General features: G+C 46.1%; 20 protein-coding genes and 1 other annotated feature. Of the genes, 2 read left to right on the top strand and 18 right to left on the bottom strand.

Annotation, left to right across the window (positions count from 1 at the left end; genetic code table 11):
• Position 1 precedes the first annotated feature (1 nt).
• From der to BBG47_RS05270, 14 genes are all read right to left on the bottom strand, one after another.
• Positions 2 to 1,324, bottom strand: coding sequence for a ribosome biogenesis GTPase Der (gene der / locus BBG47_RS05330; RefSeq protein ID WP_021252902.1), 1,323 nt, complete (start codon positions 1,322 to 1,324; stop codon positions 2 to 4).
• A gap of 110 nt (positions 1,325 to 1,434) precedes the next feature.
• The gene (locus BBG47_RS05325; protein ID WP_065290842.1) at positions 1,435 to 2,040 is read right to left on the bottom strand and encodes a hypothetical protein; all 606 of its coding nucleotides are present in this window, start codon (positions 2,038 to 2,040) and stop codon (positions 1,435 to 1,437) included.
• Positions 2,041 to 2,144: 104 nt separating this feature from the next.
• Positions 2,145 to 3,362 (bottom strand): 30S ribosomal protein S1, encoded by a 1,218-nt coding sequence (gene rpsA, locus BBG47_RS05320; RefSeq protein ID WP_065290841.1) that lies wholly within the window; start codon positions 3,360 to 3,362, stop codon positions 2,145 to 2,147.
• A gap of 142 nt (positions 3,363 to 3,504) precedes the next feature.
• The gene (locus tag BBG47_RS05315) at positions 3,505 to 4,092 is read right to left on the bottom strand and encodes a lysophospholipid acyltransferase family protein (protein ID WP_065290840.1); all 588 of its coding nucleotides are present in this window, start codon (positions 4,090 to 4,092) and stop codon (positions 3,505 to 3,507) included.
• A 12-nt stretch (positions 4,093 to 4,104) separates the two neighbouring features.
• Entirely contained in the window at positions 4,105 to 4,797 is a 693-nt protein-coding gene (gene cmk, locus BBG47_RS05310; protein ID WP_065290839.1) for a (d)CMP kinase, read from the bottom strand.
• 119 nt (positions 4,798 to 4,916) lie between these two features.
• On the bottom strand, positions 4,917 to 5,192 hold the full coding sequence (locus tag BBG47_RS29410; protein ID WP_139070679.1) for a hypothetical protein: 276 nt from the start codon (positions 5,190 to 5,192) through the stop codon (positions 4,917 to 4,919).
• A gap of 78 nt (positions 5,193 to 5,270) precedes the next feature.
• Positions 5,271 to 5,915 carry a flagellar brake protein gene (locus BBG47_RS05305; protein WP_065290838.1) on the bottom strand — a complete coding sequence of 215 codons (645 nt, stop codon included), beginning with the start codon at positions 5,913 to 5,915 and terminating at the stop codon, positions 5,271 to 5,273.
• A 101-nt stretch (positions 5,916 to 6,016) separates the two neighbouring features.
• On the bottom strand, positions 6,017 to 7,357 hold the full coding sequence (gene ypeB, locus BBG47_RS05300; RefSeq protein WP_021252908.1) for a germination protein YpeB: 1,341 nt from the start codon (positions 7,355 to 7,357) through the stop codon (positions 6,017 to 6,019).
• 336 nt (positions 7,358 to 7,693) lie between these two features.
• Entirely contained in the window at positions 7,694 to 8,419 is a 726-nt protein-coding gene (gene prsW, locus BBG47_RS05295; RefSeq protein WP_051249867.1) for a glutamic-type intramembrane protease PrsW, read from the bottom strand.
• Between the two features lie 328 nt (positions 8,420 to 8,747).
• The gene (locus tag BBG47_RS05290; protein ID WP_021252911.1) at positions 8,748 to 9,368 is read right to left on the bottom strand and encodes a genetic competence negative regulator; all 621 of its coding nucleotides are present in this window, start codon (positions 9,366 to 9,368) and stop codon (positions 8,748 to 8,750) included.
• 205 nt (positions 9,369 to 9,573) lie between these two features.
• Positions 9,574 to 10,026: a hypothetical protein gene (locus BBG47_RS05285; protein WP_021252912.1), complete on the bottom strand. Its 453-nt coding sequence runs from the start codon at positions 10,024 to 10,026 to the stop codon at positions 9,574 to 9,576.
• 74 nt (positions 10,027 to 10,100) lie between these two features.
• Positions 10,101 to 10,931 (bottom strand): metallophosphoesterase, encoded by an 831-nt coding sequence (locus BBG47_RS05280; RefSeq protein ID WP_254659749.1) that lies wholly within the window; start codon positions 10,929 to 10,931, stop codon positions 10,101 to 10,103.
• Positions 10,932 to 10,934: 3 nt separating this feature from the next.
• Positions 10,935 to 11,300, bottom strand: coding sequence for a hypothetical protein (locus BBG47_RS05275; RefSeq protein ID WP_021252914.1), 366 nt, complete (start codon positions 11,298 to 11,300; stop codon positions 10,935 to 10,937).
• The gene (locus tag BBG47_RS05270) at positions 11,297 to 11,890 is read right to left on the bottom strand and encodes a type II CAAX endopeptidase family protein (RefSeq protein WP_065290875.1); all 594 of its coding nucleotides are present in this window, start codon (positions 11,888 to 11,890) and stop codon (positions 11,297 to 11,299) included. Before BBG47_RS05270 ends, BBG47_RS05275 begins: the two co-directional genes overlap by 4 nt.
• A 174-nt stretch (positions 11,891 to 12,064) precedes the next feature.
• Between BBG47_RS05270 and BBG47_RS05265 the strand changes: the two genes are divergently transcribed.
• Entirely contained in the window at positions 12,065 to 12,640 is a 576-nt protein-coding gene (locus BBG47_RS05265) for a tetratricopeptide repeat protein (RefSeq protein WP_083189091.1), read from the top strand.
• Positions 12,641 to 12,732: 92 nt separating this feature from the next.
• Positions 12,733 to 12,974 (top strand) — a binding site (T-box leader).
• A gap of 124 nt (positions 12,975 to 13,098) precedes the next feature.
• Entirely contained in the window at positions 13,099 to 14,685 is a 1,587-nt protein-coding gene (gene serA, locus BBG47_RS05260) for a phosphoglycerate dehydrogenase (RefSeq protein WP_065290837.1), read from the top strand.
• 158 nt (positions 14,686 to 14,843) lie between these two features.
• Here the strand turns inward: serA and BBG47_RS05255 are convergent, their stop codons facing one another.
• The 4 genes from BBG47_RS05255 to resB all read right to left on the bottom strand — a co-directional run bounded on the left by BBG47_RS05255 (position 14,844) and on the right by resB (position 20,154).
• Positions 14,844 to 16,268, bottom strand: coding sequence for a sensor histidine kinase (locus tag BBG47_RS05255; RefSeq protein WP_065290836.1), 1,425 nt, complete (start codon positions 16,266 to 16,268; stop codon positions 14,844 to 14,846).
• A gap of 1 nt (position 16,269) precedes the next feature.
• Complete coding sequence (locus BBG47_RS05250) at positions 16,270 to 16,986, bottom strand: response regulator transcription factor (protein ID WP_021259234.1); 717 nt, start codon at positions 16,984 to 16,986, stop codon at positions 16,270 to 16,272.
• Positions 16,987 to 17,215: 229 nt separating this feature from the next.
• Entirely contained in the window at positions 17,216 to 18,475 is a 1,260-nt protein-coding gene (ccsA, locus tag BBG47_RS05245) for a cytochrome c biogenesis protein CcsA (protein WP_065290835.1), read from the bottom strand.
• A complete protein-coding gene (resB, locus tag BBG47_RS05240) occupies positions 18,472 to 20,154 on the bottom strand; it encodes a cytochrome c biogenesis protein ResB (RefSeq protein ID WP_065290834.1) in 1,683 nt (560 codons plus the stop codon). Before resB ends, ccsA begins: the two co-directional genes overlap by 4 nt.
• Positions 20,155 to 20,161 lie beyond the last annotated feature (7 nt).

Genomic DNA, 20,161 nt, shown 5'->3' with positions numbered 1-20,161 from the left:
CCTAACTTTCGTCGGATTTCCGGCGTGTGAATATCCGGATCGGTGTCCCTTCAAAGTCGAACGCTGCACGGATACGATTATCTAAATATCGCTCATAGGAGAAGTGCATCAGTTCAGGATCATTAACGAATACGACAATCGTTGGCGGTTTAACCGCAACTTGCGTCGCATAATTGATTCTGAGACGTCTTCCCTTATCCGTTGGCGGCGGATTATAGGCGACTGCATCAGTTACAACGTCATTTAACAAATGTGTTGGAATGCGTTTGGCATGCTGCTGAGCAACATGCTGTACGACAGGAAGCAGTTTATGTAAACGCTGCTTAGTCTTCGCAGACAAGAACACAATCGGTGCGTACGTCATAAATAAGAAATGGTCGCGAATCTTGGTTTCGAATTGCTGCATAGTCTTATCATCTTTATTAACGATATCCCATTTATTGACGACGAAAAGCACCGCCTTGCCTGCCTCATGCGCATAGCCTGCAATATGCTTGTCTTGTTCAATAATGCCTTCTTCACCATTAATTACTACGAGTACGACGTCTGCTCGCTCGATTGCCTTCATCGAACGCATGACGCTGTACTTTTCAGTCGTCTCATATACTTTGCCACGCTTGCGCATACCCGCCGTATCGATGAGCACGAACCTCTGATCGTCCTTCTCGAACGGTGTATCGATTGCATCGCGTGTTGTTCCCGCTACATCACTGACGATAACGCGCTCTTCGCCGAGTATTGCGTTAACCAGAGAAGACTTACCTACGTTCGGTCGGCCGATCAAGGCTACCTTAATGACATCTTCATCATATTCTTCATCCGATAAATCCGGGAGATTATTTACGACTTCATCCAGCAAATCACCAATCCCTGTACCGTGAGATCCTGAAATCGGAACTGGATCCCCAAAGCCAAGGCTGTAGAATTCATAAATGTCATCCATACGACTCATGTTGTCGACTTTATTTACCGCTAGAACGATCGGCTTGCCTGAGCGGAATAACATCTGTGCCACTTCTTCATCCGCTTGCGTTACGCCGGACTTCGCTTCGCACATAAATACAATTACATCTGCTTCCTCTATCGCAAGCTCCGCTTGCACGCGGATGGAACGCAGCATTTCATCTTCACCATAAACTTCGATTCCGCCTGTGTCGATAATATTGAACGGCTTGCCAATCCACTCTCCCGTTCCGTATATACGGTCACGAGTTACACCAGGCTTGTCCTCCACTATAGCCAATCGGTCGCCGATGATTCGGTTGAAAATGGTGGACTTGCCGACATTCGGCCGCCCGACAATGGCAACAATGGGTTTTGCCATGCAGTTCACTCCTTCATATTTTGCAACTATACACGTACATCATCATATCAAAAAAAGCGGGTCTTGGCTAACGTAAATGGTTGAAATACTCGAAGAAAGCGCATTTCCCACTATTGTTCGGAGCCAAGAAGCCCTTTCAAAAACCGTTCTTTCATCCACACCATCATAATTGACATCAGACGAACAAGCAGAAACGACAGCCACCATACATCCTGAACTTGCCCTTCTCCAGCAGTAATTAACGTATGCAGACGCAGATGGATGAGAACTTCTCCTAAGGTTAATCCAAGTGTCAAGATGATCCATTGCAGCTGCCAATTTGTTGTAAACAACAGAATATAGCACGAGAAGATGCCTGCTATCAGCCAAATGTTTGTTTGAGAATTCGACATTTGCATGGAAAATCGGCTTAATAGCTCGAGCCACATCCAAATTGCAGCTAGCATGGCGACATGGCCGCATACGGTAATGAGCTTTCCACCTGACTGTTGCCCAAGGAAAAATACAGCCAACACCATCCATAGCACCCATGCGCCATTTATTTGATTGCCGTAAGACAGTGCTATCGTCCAATTGTGAAGAAGCAGCCAGCTAAGTCCGACAATAATCACCTGTGTCCGCGTAACAGCCGCGAATAGGGGCGTACGCCAACCGCTTGCTATCAAGATTGCAAAGCAAACCCACACCGCTACTGACAACACACCTGATGAAGTCATCGAGACCGCGCCCCTTTCCTTGTCTGATGCTATTATTTGATGCACAGTACAAAAATAAACGGCAGACTCTAAAGAGTCCGCCGTTATTTGCATTTATGAATAGATTAGTTTTTGAACTTATTCAACATATCGCCAAAACGCTCAGCAAGCGTAACGCTCATTGCTTGGTTCGTAAGGGATACATTTGGATTGTTCAATTCTTCTTTTACTTTTTTCTCAGCCTTCGGTGCTGGTGCTGCAGGAGCTTCTTCTGTTTCCTTGATGCTGAGGCTTACTCGCTTATCAGCAGGGTTGAAATCAAGCACTTTCACTTGTACAGATTGGCCTTGCTTCAATACTTCGTAAGGTGTAGCAACGTGACGATGAGCGATTTGGGAAACGTGAACCAAACCTTCCACACCAGGAGCCACTTCAACGAATGCACCAAAATCAACCAAACGCTTCACTTCACCCGTCAGGATATCGCCTGTCTTGATGTTGTTGCCCGCTTGTTCCCAAGGACCTGGTTGAGTTGCTTTCATGCTTAGGCTGATTTTGCCGTTAGCAGGATCAACCTTCAGTACTTTTACTTTTACCTTTTGACCTTCGGATACAACATCAGAAGGCTTCTCAACATGGCTCCATGCCAATTCAGACACGTGAACAAGTCCATCAACGCCGCCAACATCAACGAATGCACCAAATTGAGTCAAGCGTTGAACTGTCCCTTCGAGCTCTTGGCCTTCAGTCAGACCTTCCATAACGCGAATTTTATTAGCTTCAAATTCCGCTTCCAATACATCCTTTTGGGAGAGGATAAGCTTGTTGTTCTCGCGGTCAATTTCTTTTACTTTCACGCGGAGCGTACGGCCTTTGTATTCGCTGAAATCTTCAACGAAATGACGTTCAACCATGGATGCAGGGATGAATGCACGAACGCCAACATCAGCTACAACGCCGCCTTTTACAACATCAGCGACTGTTACTTCGAACACATCCTGTGCTTCAAAGTGCTTCTGCATGTCGTCCCAAGCCTGTTCGCTGTCAACTTGACGCTTGGACAGAACAAGACGCTCCTTCTCATCGTCAATGCTAACAACCTTGCATTCAACTTCTTGGCCCACTTCAACCACATCTGCAGCATTGTCAACCGATACCGCAGTTAGCTCGCGTACAGGAATGATGCCATCGTATTTATAGCCAATGCTTACTACTGCTTGATTGTCATCAATTTTGACGATTGTGCCTTTTACGGTGTCACCTTTCTTCAAGGAAACGATGTTCTCCAACGCTTCTTGGCTTGCCGTTTCGGCAGTTTCGTTAACTTTTGTTTCTTCAGACATGTGAAATACCTCCTCGATTGAACCCCATTTATTCAAAACCCGCTCCACGAATGAAGCAGAGTTCCTTACCAACTATTGGTCACTGCATACCAGAAAAATAATACCTGTAGTATCATACCATCGAAGCAAAAACATGCATGAATTACGAAGCAGCCGTTTCCTCGAGTATAATGCGATGGATATGCTCCATAATGCGTTCAGTCGCTAGCTCGAGTGCACCGCTTCCATGCTTCAATAAGTCAGACATGTCAATCGGCGGGCCATATACGACCTTCGTCTTGCGGAACAGCTTATATTCCCCAATTACGGCAACAGGAACAACGGCAGCCCCGCTCTTCAAGGCAATCATCGCTGCACCTTTCTTCGCTGCGACAGCACCATCTGTATTGCGTGTGCCTTCCGGGAAGATCCCCATGATGTCCCCGTCGCGAAGCAGGTTAAAAGCAGTTCGAATGGTTTCTTTGCCCACTCCGCCGCGCTTAACCGGAAAGGCTCCGAGACCGTTTATAATCTTACCCAGCACTGGGACGTCGAATAGTTCAGCCTTCGCCATAAAACGAACCTTGCGATCCAACATAATCCCGATTGCTGGAGGGTCTAATAAGCTTATATGATTGGAGCAGAGGACTACTCCGCCCTCTTTAGGAACGTAATCCTTCCTCTTCGCTTCAAGTCGGAACAAGAACCGGTATAATACTCGAAGCAATGCTCTTGCAAACGTATAGAACATAATTGTTACAGCTCACCAACTCTTTTGTAAATTAGCACGCTCAACGATCGTCGAAACAACATCAGCAATTGCCATTCCTGTCGTATCAAGCAGAACGGCATCTTCAGCTTGACGAAGTGGGGACACCTCACGTGTCTCGTCCTGACGATCCCGATCCGCAATCTCTTGGATAAACGTCTCAAGAGAAGCGTTCTCCTTGTCCTTCCATTCTGCATAACGTCTGCGGGCTCGTTCCTCCACAGAGGCTGTGATGAACCACTTCAATTCTGCATCAGGAAGTACATGTGTACCGATGTCTCGTCCATCCATAACGACACCTTTGCGTGTTGCCATTTGACGCTGCATATGTACCAACTGCTCACGAACGACTTGGGATTTGGCATAATCAGATGCCAAGCGGCTGATCTCAGACGTACGAATTGCATCCGTAACATCTTCACCATTCAAAATAACAAATTGCCGCTCGCCTTCCGGCTTCAGTTCCAAGGTGACTCGTTTCAGCTCTTCAGAGAGTGCTGCTGCCTCATCGGGTTGAATGCCGGCTCGTGACATGTGAAGAGATATTGCCCGGTACATCGCACCGGTATCTATGTATACATACCCAAGCTCTTGCGCAACTAGGCGTGCAACCGTACTCTTACCAGCTCCCGCAGGTCCGTCGATGGCAATATTTATGTGATGTCTGCTGTGATCTGACTGTGTCAACGGGGCTGACTCCCTTCGTAGAAAAACATTTCATGCACCATTCAAGAAAAAAGCAGGCGTTGCCTGCGACGTGAAAATTATACCACACATAGAATAGGGATGCAAAAAGGGAATCGCAGTCACCTCTTCTGCAAGCCTCTCTCGAATGATAGATTCTCTTCCTCAAAAGGAGGATGAAAAGGAACCCCTTCGAGCCTATCCACAGGCGACACCCACGGTCGAAACGCACCAACAAGCAGTAAGGATTGGGCGGTTACAACACAGAGTACGAACCATAATAACGAGCGAACTAGCCATTTCGATAATAAGCCGCATATCTCTGGATGTGTGATATGTTTTGTATAAGTGCGCCATGCTATTTTACGGTTTGGTTTCTTCTTTAATCGACTGTGCATAAGAAGCCACCCCTTCGTTTTGGAAGTAGTATGGCAACCCTGCAATCAAGCTATGCACAGTTTCAACACATATGTATGTTATTTCCGTAAATCCAACTGCCGTTCAAAACAATGACGAATCAGTTTCTGCTGTTCTACATTCGCAATCTGGTCAAACTTAAGCATGATTAACTGGCGCTCATCATTGAGAGGCTGAACACGAACAATCTGCCCAGTAAAGAAAACATGCTCGATAGCACCGCTGCGGAACGGCACTGCAACCCAGCTTTGGATGATTTGTGATTCGCGCAGCCCCCATTTGGACTCAGTAACAAAGGAGAGGCCTCCACCGCTAATATCCTCTGTCAATGCTAGAAATTTCACACCATCCAACGTACTGATTGCCATCTCCAACGACGCTTGTACACGCAAATAGTTGCGTCTCTGCATTCGTGATACCCAATGGGGCTCAGGCTTCCGAATTGACATCATCGGAATGGTTTCATTGCGCCTGCCCATTACCTGTGTACGAAAATGCCACTTTACCCCATCTGATTGCGAGAAGTAGACATTCAGCTCCTCTCCATTGGAGAACAAGCCGTATTTACCCGTCTGTTCCGACAGCGGGATTTCCATCCAGATCAGCTGTTCATTTATCTCCGTTACTCTCGCCTTATAGGCAAACCCGTCCACTTCTTCCCGAACTGGCTGCACGTACAAGGTGTCACTGACATTCGGTAACATATGCTTCCCCTCCATGAAGATTATACCATGATACCAATATGCCAAAAAGAAAAAGGTTCCAATTACCTTGCCAGGAATTGGAACCTTTATTTAGCCTTCATTTATGATTTGAGAAGCTTCATCTCTTCAATCTGTTCTTCTGTTCCATTGTCGGCATTAATGTACACACGGTAAGCACCGCCATTAATTTTGCCTCCGAACTCATAACAGAGCACTTCTTCAGACAGATCATTCTTAATAAGCGACATGCGGTCATACATAACGTCCATGTCAGGATTCAGCATTGCTTGCGCCTCTTTTTTGCCCAACTTCGGCTTGCCGACCTTGCGCTCCTTGCCTTCATAGACGAAATCAGCTGCCTGCAGCCCGGTAACTTCGCCATTGTCCAATGCTACGCGAGCTGTCACCTGCTGCGGATATAGATATACGCCATCAGCAACCGGAACTAGTGTAAGACTGCCTGTATTATTGTACTCATCATAACGAACTGCAGCCATGTCAGGATAGTCATTCTTCTTCAGGAATCGCTTCGCTGACTCTTCGGCTTGCGCCATCGTCAACTTTTTCTTGCCAACGGGACGCGTGTCCATATATGACATCAGAAAGCCTTGTTTCGTGTAGTCCATCGTGAGGGCACTGCCATCGTTCTTATATTTCGTGAAGACGGTATACGACTCATATTCGGTACCTTTGCCGTTCTTTCTAACTTGAACGGGTTCATTTGGCTTCTTAATTAGGAATTTCTCTGCTTTTTCTTTAATTTGCTGCTCTGATAGTGGATTTCCCTTCAGCATCTTCACGGAGCGCTTCGTATACACGCTTGATATAGAAGGTCCCCAGTTCAGCTCTGGGTACTCGCTAACCTTTTTGTCCACCGTTTTGAAGCCGTCGATAATTGTATTATCCATCGTCTTCTTCTCGGAGGCCATTGCCGTCTCAACATCCATCCAGCGCAAACTTTGACTGATGACTTTATTCTGAACCTGCTGCAAGTCTTGTGAGATTTGAGCAGCATTCTGGTGCAGTGTCTTCAGAATTTTCACCTCATCATCACTAAGAGGCTGCTTCGTCATATCTCTTACGGCTGCTCGATATGAGAAGTTTGAGATCCGTGATAAGAAGTCTTCTGTCTTGTTAAATGGCAGCAGCGTCAACGGCAGCTGATTAATTTCATTTTGCGCCTGGCTTGTAATTCTCCATACATTCACAAGGCCTTTGCGGTGCATCGCTTGCGATTTGGAGTTAACTGCAAGTGTTTGTCCCAGTTCAGAATGCAGTTTATCAACATGATACGTCAAATCATGAAAGGCACGCTGATATTGGTTCTCTGCCTTAATCAATATAGAGTTCTTCTCTTGATGCTCTTGATATCCCCATACAATCGCCCCAATAAATAAGAGCGCAAAAATCGGAAACATCACTGCACTTAATCGTTTATACATGGTACAAACGTCTCCCTTCACAGCTACTTATACATCATAGTGATGTTAGTTTGCTGGATATCAGGGAGGTTTATGCATCGATTCCCATTATTGCGCTCTAATTACGATACTTATATTGGCTCTTCATCAATATGAAACGCATCTCGATTATCACAGATGCATTGTTTGAAGCCCGTTTCAATTCGACCCTTTTCCCGTTTGCCACGTAGAATGAATTTTTCGCCGCAGCATTGGCAGCGAATGGTTACCTTCACCCTCACATGAGCCCTCCTTGCTACCATGTACTGCGCCCGTTCGTGCGGTGCACAACTTGAGCATGTACATATAGCATTCCCATTATTGCTCCATATTAACCTCATCTTCCGGATTCATTAATCGGAGCGGAGATCGGGCATTGGCACGACGTACTTTCCCCATGCCGTAATACCAGAGAAACAGCATCAGCGGCACGATGAACCACAGCCAGTAACGGGTGGACATCATTAGGATAAGATCATACACTCCATGCCAGAACAACGGTAATCCAATCGAGTACATTAAATATTTACGTGAACGACCGCCAAGGAATTTTGCCTTTCCCATGTAATAGCCCATGATGACACCAAATAAGGCATGTCCGGATACAGGCAGCAAGGCACGCATGAGCATTTGAGAGAATGACGTCTGATTAAGCCATGCATACATGACATTCTCTATGGTAGCAAATCCGAGCGACACCGCAACTGCATACAGAATCCCATCATAGTGTTCATCGAACTCTACATGATTGTAGATCATGTGGTACAGTACGAACCATTTGACAAATTCCTCTACACCGGACGAGATTAGAAAGGAATACACATAAGGATTGTTTCCCCACCACAACACAAGGCCATGCTGAATAATCATGATTGGGAATACAATAAGAAACCCCAGTAGAAAGACACGAATGACCATATGAATCGGTTCATAGTCATATCGATCCTTCAAGTAGAAATACGCCAGCAATGCAATTCCTGGAGCGATTGCTGCTGTAAGCAAAGGCAATATAGGCGTCGAAGCTTCACCAGATTGTGCCGCCATCTGAGAAGTGTCTGCGACTAGCATGCCGATAGCAGTTAGCAAAGTCACCTTCACATCCTCCTTTGGCGGCTATACATAAAAATTATGATCATTTGGATAACAGTAAGTATATCATACGTTTGCAATGTACGCTTACCCTGTCGAATGCTAGGGAATAATGATGGTTTCAAATGAAGATATCGAAACGGGCAGTGTCCAAATCATTGGAAAATGCATATATTGGTTGACGTAGCCATCTGCTGGAAAAACACGAAACAGGGAGCCCGAATTTTTCACTTGCCATGAAAAATCTCAAGCCCCCCTGTTCACGGACGCATATTAAACTGTCCTACGCGCGACGCGGACTGAAATGTGTACAAGTAACGTCGATGGCATCCTCTGCAATGATACACTTCCCATACTCCTCCAGAACAGCTGTCGTCACTGACGCCGCTTCTCCATACTCAGCCATGATTGCAATGAAGGCTTGCAATCGCTGAGGATCCGTATTTGCCGGCTCCGCATGGAAAATCCACTGTCCATTATATTGGTAGAGCGCACCTGGTACGGTAAAATTGCCATGAACCGTATGTGCCGCCTCGATGAAGTCTTCAAAATCTCGAAATGCGAATACGATCGTATCGCTCTCCTCAAGCGTTACTTCCATTTCATATACATCATCCAACTCGTCATCCTCAATGCCGTCACCATGACCTGAAGCATGGTTCCACTGCGTTCGCGTTACGATAACTACCATACCTTGTGCAGGCATTGCGAATACTTCTACGGCTAATGGTCCCGTCGCATCAAATCCGAGTTCGGTATACGCCTGATCCATCATTTCCGCGAACAGTTCCTGCAGCTTAGACATTTCCCGCCACAGATCGTCGCGTTTGATCCCGCGCTCAGACAAATCGTCGAACGTAAGGAAAATTCGAATCTTGTCTTGACTGATACGTTCGATCTTCATGACAGGACCCTCCTTTGCAACTTCGGTTATAACAGATTATGAAGCAACATATAATATGTGCTGAAAATGGTTCTATGTATTTCATGTTATCATTTCTTGTATGGATTTGCACTACATAAAATAGTTGTCAGAGAGTAAATGTACCAAACATTGAAGAAGCTGCCGAAGAAATTCGGCAGCTTCTAAGATAAAATTTCCTCAGCTATCAGTGAGTGGACTGTTGTTCTTCGAACGGCTTGCTGCGTGGAGCAGCTTGCGTTTTGGAAACGCTAGATACTGTTGTAGTAGACGTTTCTGTTTTCACAGCTGACAAATCGGATGGCGTCGGAGCCAGCCCATTTTCACGCAAAATCGCATCCACCTTGCGCTTCACTTCTGGATCCCGCTCAATCAGTTCCTTGACGCGATCCAAGCTGAATGAGTCCGACTTAGATGCCTCTTTGGACAACTTCTTCATGTCAAGCAAGGAAGCAATATCCGGCATATTGGACGTCGTTACATCCATAACCTTATCCTTCGCTTTGCCAACCACATCCTGGACGACATTGCCTGCAACATGCAATTTGGATTGCAAATTAGCCAGCGAACGTCTGTCAGCCAAGTACATACCAGCCAGAATGCCAATGGCTGCACCAGAAATGAACGATGTCACTTTCACTGTTGTTCCCTCCTTCAATTCGTTAGGATCAATTGTAGTGTGAGCGCAACTGTATCGAACCATCCGGTAAAAAATCAGGAAATCTGGCCATCAATGCCCGAACGAAGCGTAATAAAATGTGCCTCAGGCTTACATAATAAACGAAAAGGAACATGCGAGGTGCCGAACCCCTTCGTGATAAACAATGTTGTAGAACCTTGTCCAAGAAAATTATTCCAGCCACATAGATATTTGCGGTAAAACTTAGAGGTGCGAAGCGGCCCGTATCCAGGCAGGTAAATTTGCCCTCCGTGCGTATGTCCTGACAATACGAGATCAATCCCTTGCAGCTCAGCCTTGCGCAAGGACAGCGGATCATGTGTCAGAACAATGGTGCAGCTAGGCTCTTGTTTAGGCTCACTCATAGCAAGCTTCACATTCGTTCGCTTCGAGCTATAGTCATCCCAACCAACAAGCCATATAAATTGACCATTCTGCTCCAACCGCATTGCTTCATTGTCCAGCACCTTAACACCTAGCTGATTCAGCTTATCATCTAACTCTCGAACATTGGCCTTATAATCATGATTGCCATGTACAGCCGTTACAGGCCCTAATTGGCGCAGCTTTGCTATATTCTCTACACTGGATTCCAGATGAGCACCTTGATCAGTCATATCCCCACCGACCAGAAACAAAGAAGCCTGTCGATGACCCAAAATCTGCTCAATATGTCTGTCAGTCAATTGCCTTCGATGAAAGTCACTTATAAAAAACAAGCGGACCCCGTCGAATGTCGACGGCAACCGCTTCAGCACCACTTCTTCTTCTGTAATTGTAAACCCCCGTGCTTCCCATAACATATAAACAACAAGCACTCCGGCTGCTGCCAGCAAGCCTGCAATGATAGTAAAAGCAACCATCATCGATTACCCCTCCAGCCCCAGCTTATGACGACCCCAAAATAGTAGTCCAATTAACAATCCTACAAATAATAAAAATAGAAAATTATAAAACCATTTTGTCAGTCTAACATAACTCGACGGAAATAACTTCTTGCGTGACGGCAATGAACGATCATCCATATCTTCATCTGATGCGGAGATATTCTCTGCAAGATGAAGCAGCTGTTCTTCCGATATCGCATGGTTGCTGTCTTGTTGCTCCGTATGTGTGTCTTTCTTCGATGAATTTTCTCTCAATGAACGTAAAGCATCTAGTGCCGGGCTATGTAGGTCTGGCTCTTGCTTGCGAGAGAACCCTCGAAATAAAGGGTGTGGGTGATTCTCGCTCATACTTCCCTCCGAAATCGTATAATGAGTCCCATAATGAGATCAATGATAAAATGTGCTAGTATAGGAGCCCACAGGGTTCCTGTCCACTCATAAATAGTACCCAAAGCAAAGCTAATTAGAAACACCATTCCAGTTGGTAACCAATGGCGCAAATAACGTACATGGATAGCTGCGAAAATAATACTCGTCCAATATGCTCCAAATGCGTGCTGTATTGCCCCGCGAAAGAGCATTTCCTCACATACGCCAACGATAAAAGAGATAGCAATTATATGCCATATTGGACGATTGCGGAAGAGCTTTTCATTCACCCCACCGTCGTCCGTCATATCATCAGGAACAAATCTAGAAACCGCGATGTCAACAACAATAACTAGAGCAGCCAATCCGGCTCCAAGCCATAGCCATGACAGATTCGATGTCTGTGTAGTTAGCAATAAGAAAGGATTTCTGCCTTGAAGCCAAATCCACACCAAACCGAGAATCAGTGTGATTCCCTGTGTTACATACAAATTAAGAAGAAGCACCTTATCATCTAACTGTTGTATGTCTACTTGTCGAGATTTGAAATCATTCCATTTCTGTTTCATTACATCCCTGCCTAACGAGTTAGCAATCCATATTATATCCCTCAATAGATGCATCATATCAGATTGAAGATGGTTCATTCAAGTTGAGGATTCTGCAAAATCTGCGATTGTATTGCCTAATGCGACACTGCCTTGTAAAATAAATGCACTTCACACGAAAGGAGACCGATTTTTTTGCCTGCATCTATGCATTTCAATTGCACCTTCTATTTCGATGACGATCTGAGAGAGGTTCCGCACTCCCTCTCTGATATGTGTAATGCCATTGCTTATATAAAAGAACAGACCCAATCTGATCAGCAGAATCAAGAGGAATTAGGAAGACAATACGGAATGCTGGGTGTTTACAGCCGAATTGTCGGCAATTACGCGGACAGCATTACGTACTTAACTTCCGCAATCTCTATTCATTCTGCAATGAACAATGCTAAGCAGGTGTGGATCAATAAGCTCCGTCTCGCTCATTCCTATCAATGGATGCGTAACTTCCACACATCGAACCGCATGTTCGACGATCTACTGGAACATGCGATTTCGAACGATCAACATTTCAATTTGCTTGACTTTCTCTATCAACATTATGGTAAAAATCTATATGACCAATACAAGTACGAATCAGCTCTCCCTTGGTTTGAAAAAGCATTAAAAATCCGAACAAAGTCCGAAAACGAAGAACTGATCCATTCTTCCCAAATCGCAATAGACGCCTGTATAAAACATATTCTTAAAGAATCCGGAAAATCATCATAATCCGTACAATTTACAAATACTCCACAGTTATGTTCGTATAAAAATCTATTGACACCCTAACATTTGCATGGTACATTAAGTAAAATTTCATGAGTCAAACGGTGAAGGAAACGAACATTCAGTGAAGCCTGCAGAGAGCCGATGGTCGGTGTGAATCGGTGGCGGATTGACTTGTTCCAGCGTTCCGGAGTTGTTGCGTCGAACCCTGATGACAGTAGGCGTAACCGAATCGAACCCGTTAACGTTCGGCGTCTAGCATAGACGCGTAAGGCTGCTTGTGCGAATAAGCAGCGAATTAGGGTGGCACCACGAAGATGGAACTCTCGTCCCTTACTACGGTCGTAGTATGTGGACGGGAGTTTTTTGCTATATTCATAACCAAGGCCTCATCTCAACAGCAAGATAACGGCATTGCCGTTTCTAATACATATGAAGCTATGCTCAGGAGGGAGAATTCCATGTTCAAAGTACTAGTATCAGACCCGATTAGCGATTTCGGGATTCAGAAGCTTGTTGACGCAGAGGATATTACAGTTGTGAAGCAAACAGGGTTGTCGGAGGACGAGCTGGTTGGCATTATCGCAGATTATGATGCTCTGCTCGTTCGCAGTCAGACTCGCGTTACAGCACGCGTCATGGAAGCAGGTAAGAATCTTAAAGTCGTGGGCCGTGCGGGAGTCGGTGTAGACAACATTGATCTGCAAGCAGCCACACAGCACGGAATTATCGTAATCAATGCTCCTGATGGGAATACGATTACAACTTGTGAGCATGCTTTTGCCATGATGATGGCATTATCCCGTCATATCCCTCAGGCTTACGCAAAGACAATCAATGGAGTATGGGATCGCAAGACTTTCCTAGGTGTCGAGCTGATGAACAAGACCCTTGGTGTTCTTGGTATGGGTCGTATCGGCAGCGAGGTTGCCAAGAGAGCGAAGGCATTTGGCATGGACATCATCGGATATGATCCATTCATGACAGAAGAGCGTGCTGAAAAATTAGGGGTTAAGCTTGGCACAGTTGATGAGATTATTCGCGCAGCCGATTTCCTGACGGTTCATACACCATTGACGCCTGAGACGAAGCATATGATTGCTCGTCCACAATTCGAGGTCATGAAACGCGGTATGCGCATTATTAACTGCGCACGTGGTGGAATTATCGATGAAATGGCACTTGTCGAAGCAATCGATGAAGGCATTGTGGCAGGAGCCGCATTCGATGTATTCGAGGTTGAACCTCCACAACCGGATCACCCATTCTTGAGTCATCCGAAGATTATCGTCACACCTCACCTTGGCGCATCCACTGTTGAGGCGCAAGAAAACGTGGCTGTCGATGTTTCGGAGCAGGTGCTGCATATTCTACGCAATGAACCGTTCAAGAATGCGGTTAACATGCCGCCGGTCGCACCGGCTGTATTGAATAAAATCCAGCCTTACTTCACACTTGCGGAGAAGCTGGGGCAATTCGCTTCACAAATGACGAAGAGTCCAATTCTTGAAATCCTTGTTAACTACTCTGGTGATCTGGCTGAGGTCGATACGCAAACCATTACGAGACATATCGTGAAAGGCGTTCTCACCCAGCATTTTGGCTCAGATGTGAACATCGTCAACTCTGTTCACCTTGCCAAAACGCGCGATATTCATATTATCGTTCAGCAATCCCACGTTGCCAAAGGGTTTACAAATCTGTTGTCCGTAACTTTGAAGACGAACACAGAAGAACGACTCGTAGCTGGTACATTGTTGAACGGATATGGTGAACGTATCGTACAAATTGACAAGTACCCTGTAGACCTCTCGCCAGAAGGGCATCTGCTATTAATTTCGCATGATGATAAGCCTGGCGTAATTGGAATTGTCGGTACACTACTTGGATCAAATGGTGTTAACATCGCAACCATGCAAGTTGGTCGGAAAATTGTCGGAGGGTCTGCCATCATGGTGCTTTCCGTCGACAAAGCCATTCCAGAAGAGGTAATCGCAAAACTGAAAGAATCTACAGACATTAAAAAAGCCAAAGAAATTGTGCTGTAAACCGAACTTATCCTTCATCAGCTCGTGGAGTAGTGGAAACTGTTCCACGAGCATCAAGATTAATCGGAAAATTGTGCCCTCGTCTGACACATATTCCAATCGTCATTCTACAAAAAAACACCCTATTGCCGCTGAACTGCGCAATAGGGTGTTTTGTGTCATATACTGGTTTGTGTTGGCTGTACGGGTAGAGCAATGGAGAATGTAGTTCCCTTCCCTAATATGCTGTCGACTCGGATATGACCCTGATGTGCTTCGATAATATTTTTGACAATCGCTAGACCTAGTCCTGTGCCGCCTGAAGGGCCGCGTTTGCGTGCCTTATCAGCCTTATAGAATCGTTCGAACACATACGGGACATCCTCTGACGGAATACCCTGACCATGATCCTCAATGTGAATCCACAACCACTCATTGTCCGTACGTTCCGTCCGAATATGAATCGGTTGTCCTTCAGAGGAGTGGCGTAGTGCATTGTCCAGCAAATTCGTCAACACTTGCTCTAACCGATCTTCATCCGCTTCAGGAAGAATTGGATCCATCGCATGAAGTTTCATTTCAATCGGTATATTACGTTCCTTCGCAAGTACTGTGAATTTACGATAGACTCGGGAAGCAAGTTCGTGAACATCCGTCTCTGCTTTGTGCATTGGCAGATGGCCCGCCTCCATACGAGCTAGGTCGAGCAGATCCTTCACCAGCCTTCCCATACGCAAGGACTCGTCATGAATAACCTGAACAAGCTCTCTGCGTTCCTCTGGCGAAGCAGCTATATCATCCAATAATGCCTCACTATATCCTTGAAGCATGGACAGTGGCGTACGAATCTCGTGCGATACATTCGCGACGAAGTCTTTGCGCAGCTTCTCCAGCTGCACTTCTTCGGTCACATCCCGCAATACGGCTACGGCACCGCGTACGCGGCTGTCTGCATGCAGTGGCCCCATCACAACAGACCAAACCTGCTGCTTCACATGAACACGGGTCGTAACCTCCCGAGCTTCAGAAATAACGGTATGAAAAATGGGTCTTAACGGCTCCGGCACTCCGGATACACCTGTCATATCTTCATCGATCGCCCAATCCATTCCATTCCAGCGGCTCATGACTGTTTCACCATGCGGGTTCGCGAGCAGCACCTGTCCCGATGCATCAAAGGTAATAACAGCATCCGTCATACTGCGCAAAATACTCGCTAGATGCTCCTTCTCATGCTGCAAATCCAAAATGGTGGAGTTCAGTTCCTCCGCCATATGATTAAACGTCTGGGACAACTCCCCGATTTCATCAGAGGAGCGAAGTGTTACTCGTGTGGAGTAATCGCCTTGACGAATCGTATCGGCCGCTTGCTTCAGCTTACGAAGCGGTTGCGTAATCTTCGTAAATAAGAAGAACGCAAAGAAAGTTGTAAGTGAAAATCCAATAATTCCTGTATATACGAACAACTGCTTGATATCGTTCGGATGCGCGAAATTGCTGTCAATGTAATGCAGCAAATACAGACCTAAAATGATAAGTACAAAAGCAACTAGACCAATAATGGTCATCCACAACTTGCCGACAATGCTTCGCCAAAATTTCACGTTATTTTGGCACCTCGAGCTTGTAGCCGACACCCCATACCGTAGTGATCATAGTAGCTGCTTCTGGCGAGACCTTATTCAACTTCTCACGCAGGCGCTTCACATGTGTATCTACAGTACGAAGGTCTCCAAAGAACTCGTAATTCCATACATCCTTCAGCAGCTCTTCTCTTGAGAACACCTTGTCCGGAGATACCGCCAAATAATGCAGCAGTTCATATTCCTTAGGCGTCAAGCTAATCTCTTGGCCCCCTGCTGTCACACGATGTGCATCATGTTCAATAATGAGATGCGGGAATACAATGTTGTTGCTTGCCTTCGGATCGCTTGTCAAAAAGGCTGTAGCCGAAGATCGTCTCAGGACTGCCTTCACCCGGTAGATGACCTCGCGCGGACTGAAGGGCTTGACGACATAGTCATCTGCACCAACTTCGAAGCCCTGCACTCGGTTAATCTCTTCCCCCTTGGCTGTCAGCATTATGACTGGCGTCGCCTTCACTTGTCTTAAGCGCGTGCATACTTCTACACCGTCGATGCCTGGCAGCATCAAGTCAAGAAGAATGAGGTCATACTCTTCACTTACAGCCATTCGCAGCGCTGCTTCTCCATCTTCCGCCTCTTCAATTTCAAAACCTTCTTTTTCAAGGTACATTTTTAACAGTCGGCGTATCCGCTCTTCATCATCGACGATCAAGATTCGATTCACTTGCTCGGACATGTATGACTCCCCTTTCCACCATAAAAGAAAACCTCAAGCGAAGCCAAGTGCGGCTGCAATTGATGAGGTTGGTAGCTCTAGCTGTAATATAAGCAGGCAACTCGCAGGATGCTCCTCTCGTCGTCGCCTTGATACTTGGCTCTATTATAGCAAAAATGTGAACGACTGGGGTACTCCTTGTTCGTAATCCCAGTCGTTTCATCTTTTTTCCATTTGTTAACCTTTATTTTTATACCCCTGAGTAGGAATGCAGGCCTGATATCACCAAGTTCACCCCAACAAGTGTGAACATGACGATGATAAATCCAATTACCGACATCCAAGAAGACTTAGTTCCCTGCCAGCTGCGTGCTAGACGCAAGTGCAGGTAAGCGCTGTATGCAAGCCAAGTCACAAGCGCCCATACTTCCTTCGGATCCCAGCCCCAAAATCTTGACCATGCAACCTGGGCCCAGATCATTGCAAAGATAAGTGCGCCTAACGTAAAGATCGGGAATCCTATCGCAATTGAGCGATAGCTAATCTCATCCACAGTGTCTGGATCAATCCCATGGAATAAGGGTTGAAGGGCCTTCGCGATTGGCTTGCGCAGCAGCAAGCGAATTAATCCGTACAAGATCAGTCCCGCGATGACCGACCATACTACCGTATTCAGCTTCCGGCCCGCTTGAACTCCCTTCATCCAGCCCGGTGCTTCCATTAACGGCAGCTTCATGCCTAGGAAAGAGGGTAGTGATTGCAAGGTAGCTTCATCACTTAAATGCGGAGCCACAAGCGGCGGCATTGTATAGGTGACCATCTCCAAGCCTGTCTCGATCTCTCCTCCGGTCTTGACCGTTTCAACCTTCTGTCCTATAACCACCTCATAGCTTGCAGCACGAAAACTATATACGACCACGATAAAACCGATGAATACAACGATGCAGCCCATTGTGAACTCAAGCCAGCGCTGCGGCTTGCGCGAACTTCCAGCATCCCAACGGACGGTTCGCAATAAGTAGAGCAGTCCTGCAACAAAGGCTACCGCAAAGAAAGCATAGCTAAGTGCCGACATCGTCACATGAAGCTTCAGCCATACCGAGTTCAGCTGTGGAATAAGCGGCTGTACCTCACTTGGAAAGACCGATGCATACGCCATCATCAAGAAGGCGAGCGGTACAGCGAGGAGCCCTAATACAGTGCTTCGATAAATAAGGTATACAATGATAAATGCACCGATAATCATCATCGACAAAAATGACATGAACTCATACATATTGCTGACAGGGATATGCCCAGCGTATGCCCAGCGCAATCCGAAATAAACGATCTGGCTAATAAATCCAAGTATCGTTACACCAAATGAAATTGCTCCCCATCTGCGTTCGAAGCGAACGGGATCGCGAGTTTTCATCTTCCGGCCAGCAACAGTCACGACGTACAAAATAAAGGAAAGACAAAACAAGAAAAACGCGATAATATATGCGTCCTGACTCCATTGCAAAGTCACGCCTTATTCCCCCCACGATCGATCGATTTGGCATCTACTTCTACGTGAACAGCTCCGAGTGCACTCGCCACCTCATTCCGAATTCCATACCAGTTCTTATTCGTATGGGCACCGAGCAGCAAGCGATTGCCGTCGATTCGAAGCCATATGCGGCGATGCTGCCAATAGAAGCCCATAACTAGACCGATCATACTGATACCAGCCCCAATCCAGATGAGCGGCAGCGCCGTCTCCTTACGCACGGTCATATAACTGATTGAATTCGTATAGATGATATCTTTCATGGATTCTAATCCGATGCGAAGATTGGGCATCGAGCCAGACCCTAAACTCTCTCTCAGCTTGGCATTAATGTCATCCTGATGAAATTGATCTTTGTCCTTAGGCAGCGCGAAATACAAGTAAGGCAAGCCTTCACTTGGGAGATTCGGCCCCTTAATCAAGAAGCTGAATGCAGGTGCGTTCGGGTTTTGCGATTTTGTAGTCAGTTCTCCGTTTTTGCCAATTGCAAAATCCAAGTATTTCCCTGTCAGTTTCAGTGAATATGGACCTGTTTGAAACTCCGTAGCCGTATTCTGCACCCGAAGTTCAAACTTGCCGTATACCTCTCCTGTGTCCACATTGCTAAGTACAGGGCTTACCGCAACGAGACGCGATTCAAAGTCGCTCTGATAGACCATGAGCCCTTCATATTCAAGCGGTGAATTCAACTGAATATTGTGCTGAGCTACCTGTTCAAGCACAGGCTTCACACGCGCATCACCACACTTGTCCACACACTTGAACAGTGTCGCCTTCGTCTCGAACAGCTTCGGTATAACACGCCCTTCCTTCACGAACTGCTCAGGCATATCTTCCTTGCCGTAATATTCAACTGTAAATTTATCATTCTGCAAATAATAGGGAGTTCCAGGTATTTCACGGGCTTCTCCTTGCGGGAAGCCGTCATAATAATCGTAATGCCAGCCTGGGATGCTGCGTGCAAGTATAGCAAGCAAGAAGAGAATAAGTCCGATATGGTTGATGTACGGCCCCCAGCGGCTGAACCGGTTCTTCTCAGCTAATAGCGCCTCATTATCCTTAATAACTCGGTAGCCTTTCTTCTTGAGTACGTTCGACATGTTATCCAGCCAAGCTTCAGCATCTTGGTTTATTGATCCTTCATAGACAATCCGCTGTCTCGAAATAAACTGGACATGCTTACGTATCTTCTGCCGATGTAATGCACGATATAACGGAAGTACACGATCAATGCTGCAAATGACCAGTGAGGCGCCGATCATGACAAGCAATGTAATGAACCACCAGGATTCGTATGTATGAGACAAGCCAAGCATATAATAGATTTGTCCCAATGTACCGTACGTGCTCTTATAATATTGTGTCGGGTCTATGCTGAGAAATGAGCTTTCCTGTGGGTAGATGGTGCCGAGTGACGCACCAATTAATGTAATGACGATAAGAATAACCGCCACTTTTACTGAGGAGAAGAAATTCCAAATGCGATCAATCCATGACGGACTTGCCTTCTGTGACTTACGCGCAACCCCGTCATAACGCATTTCCAGTACGGAATCCACCTCATCCCCTTCAAATAGCGGCTTGCCGCAGGCCTCGCACAATACAGTTCCTACTGCATTCTGATGGCCGCATTCGCACTTCGTATTCTCAAACCGCACAGCCTAG

This window comes from Paenibacillus sp. KS1, assembly GCF_001680695.1.
Taxonomy (GTDB): Bacteria; Bacillota; Bacilli; order Paenibacillales; family Paenibacillaceae; genus Paenibacillus_B; species Paenibacillus_B suaedae.
Note: the sequence above shows the minus strand (reverse complement) of the source record. Positions and strands in the feature narration are given on the sequence as shown.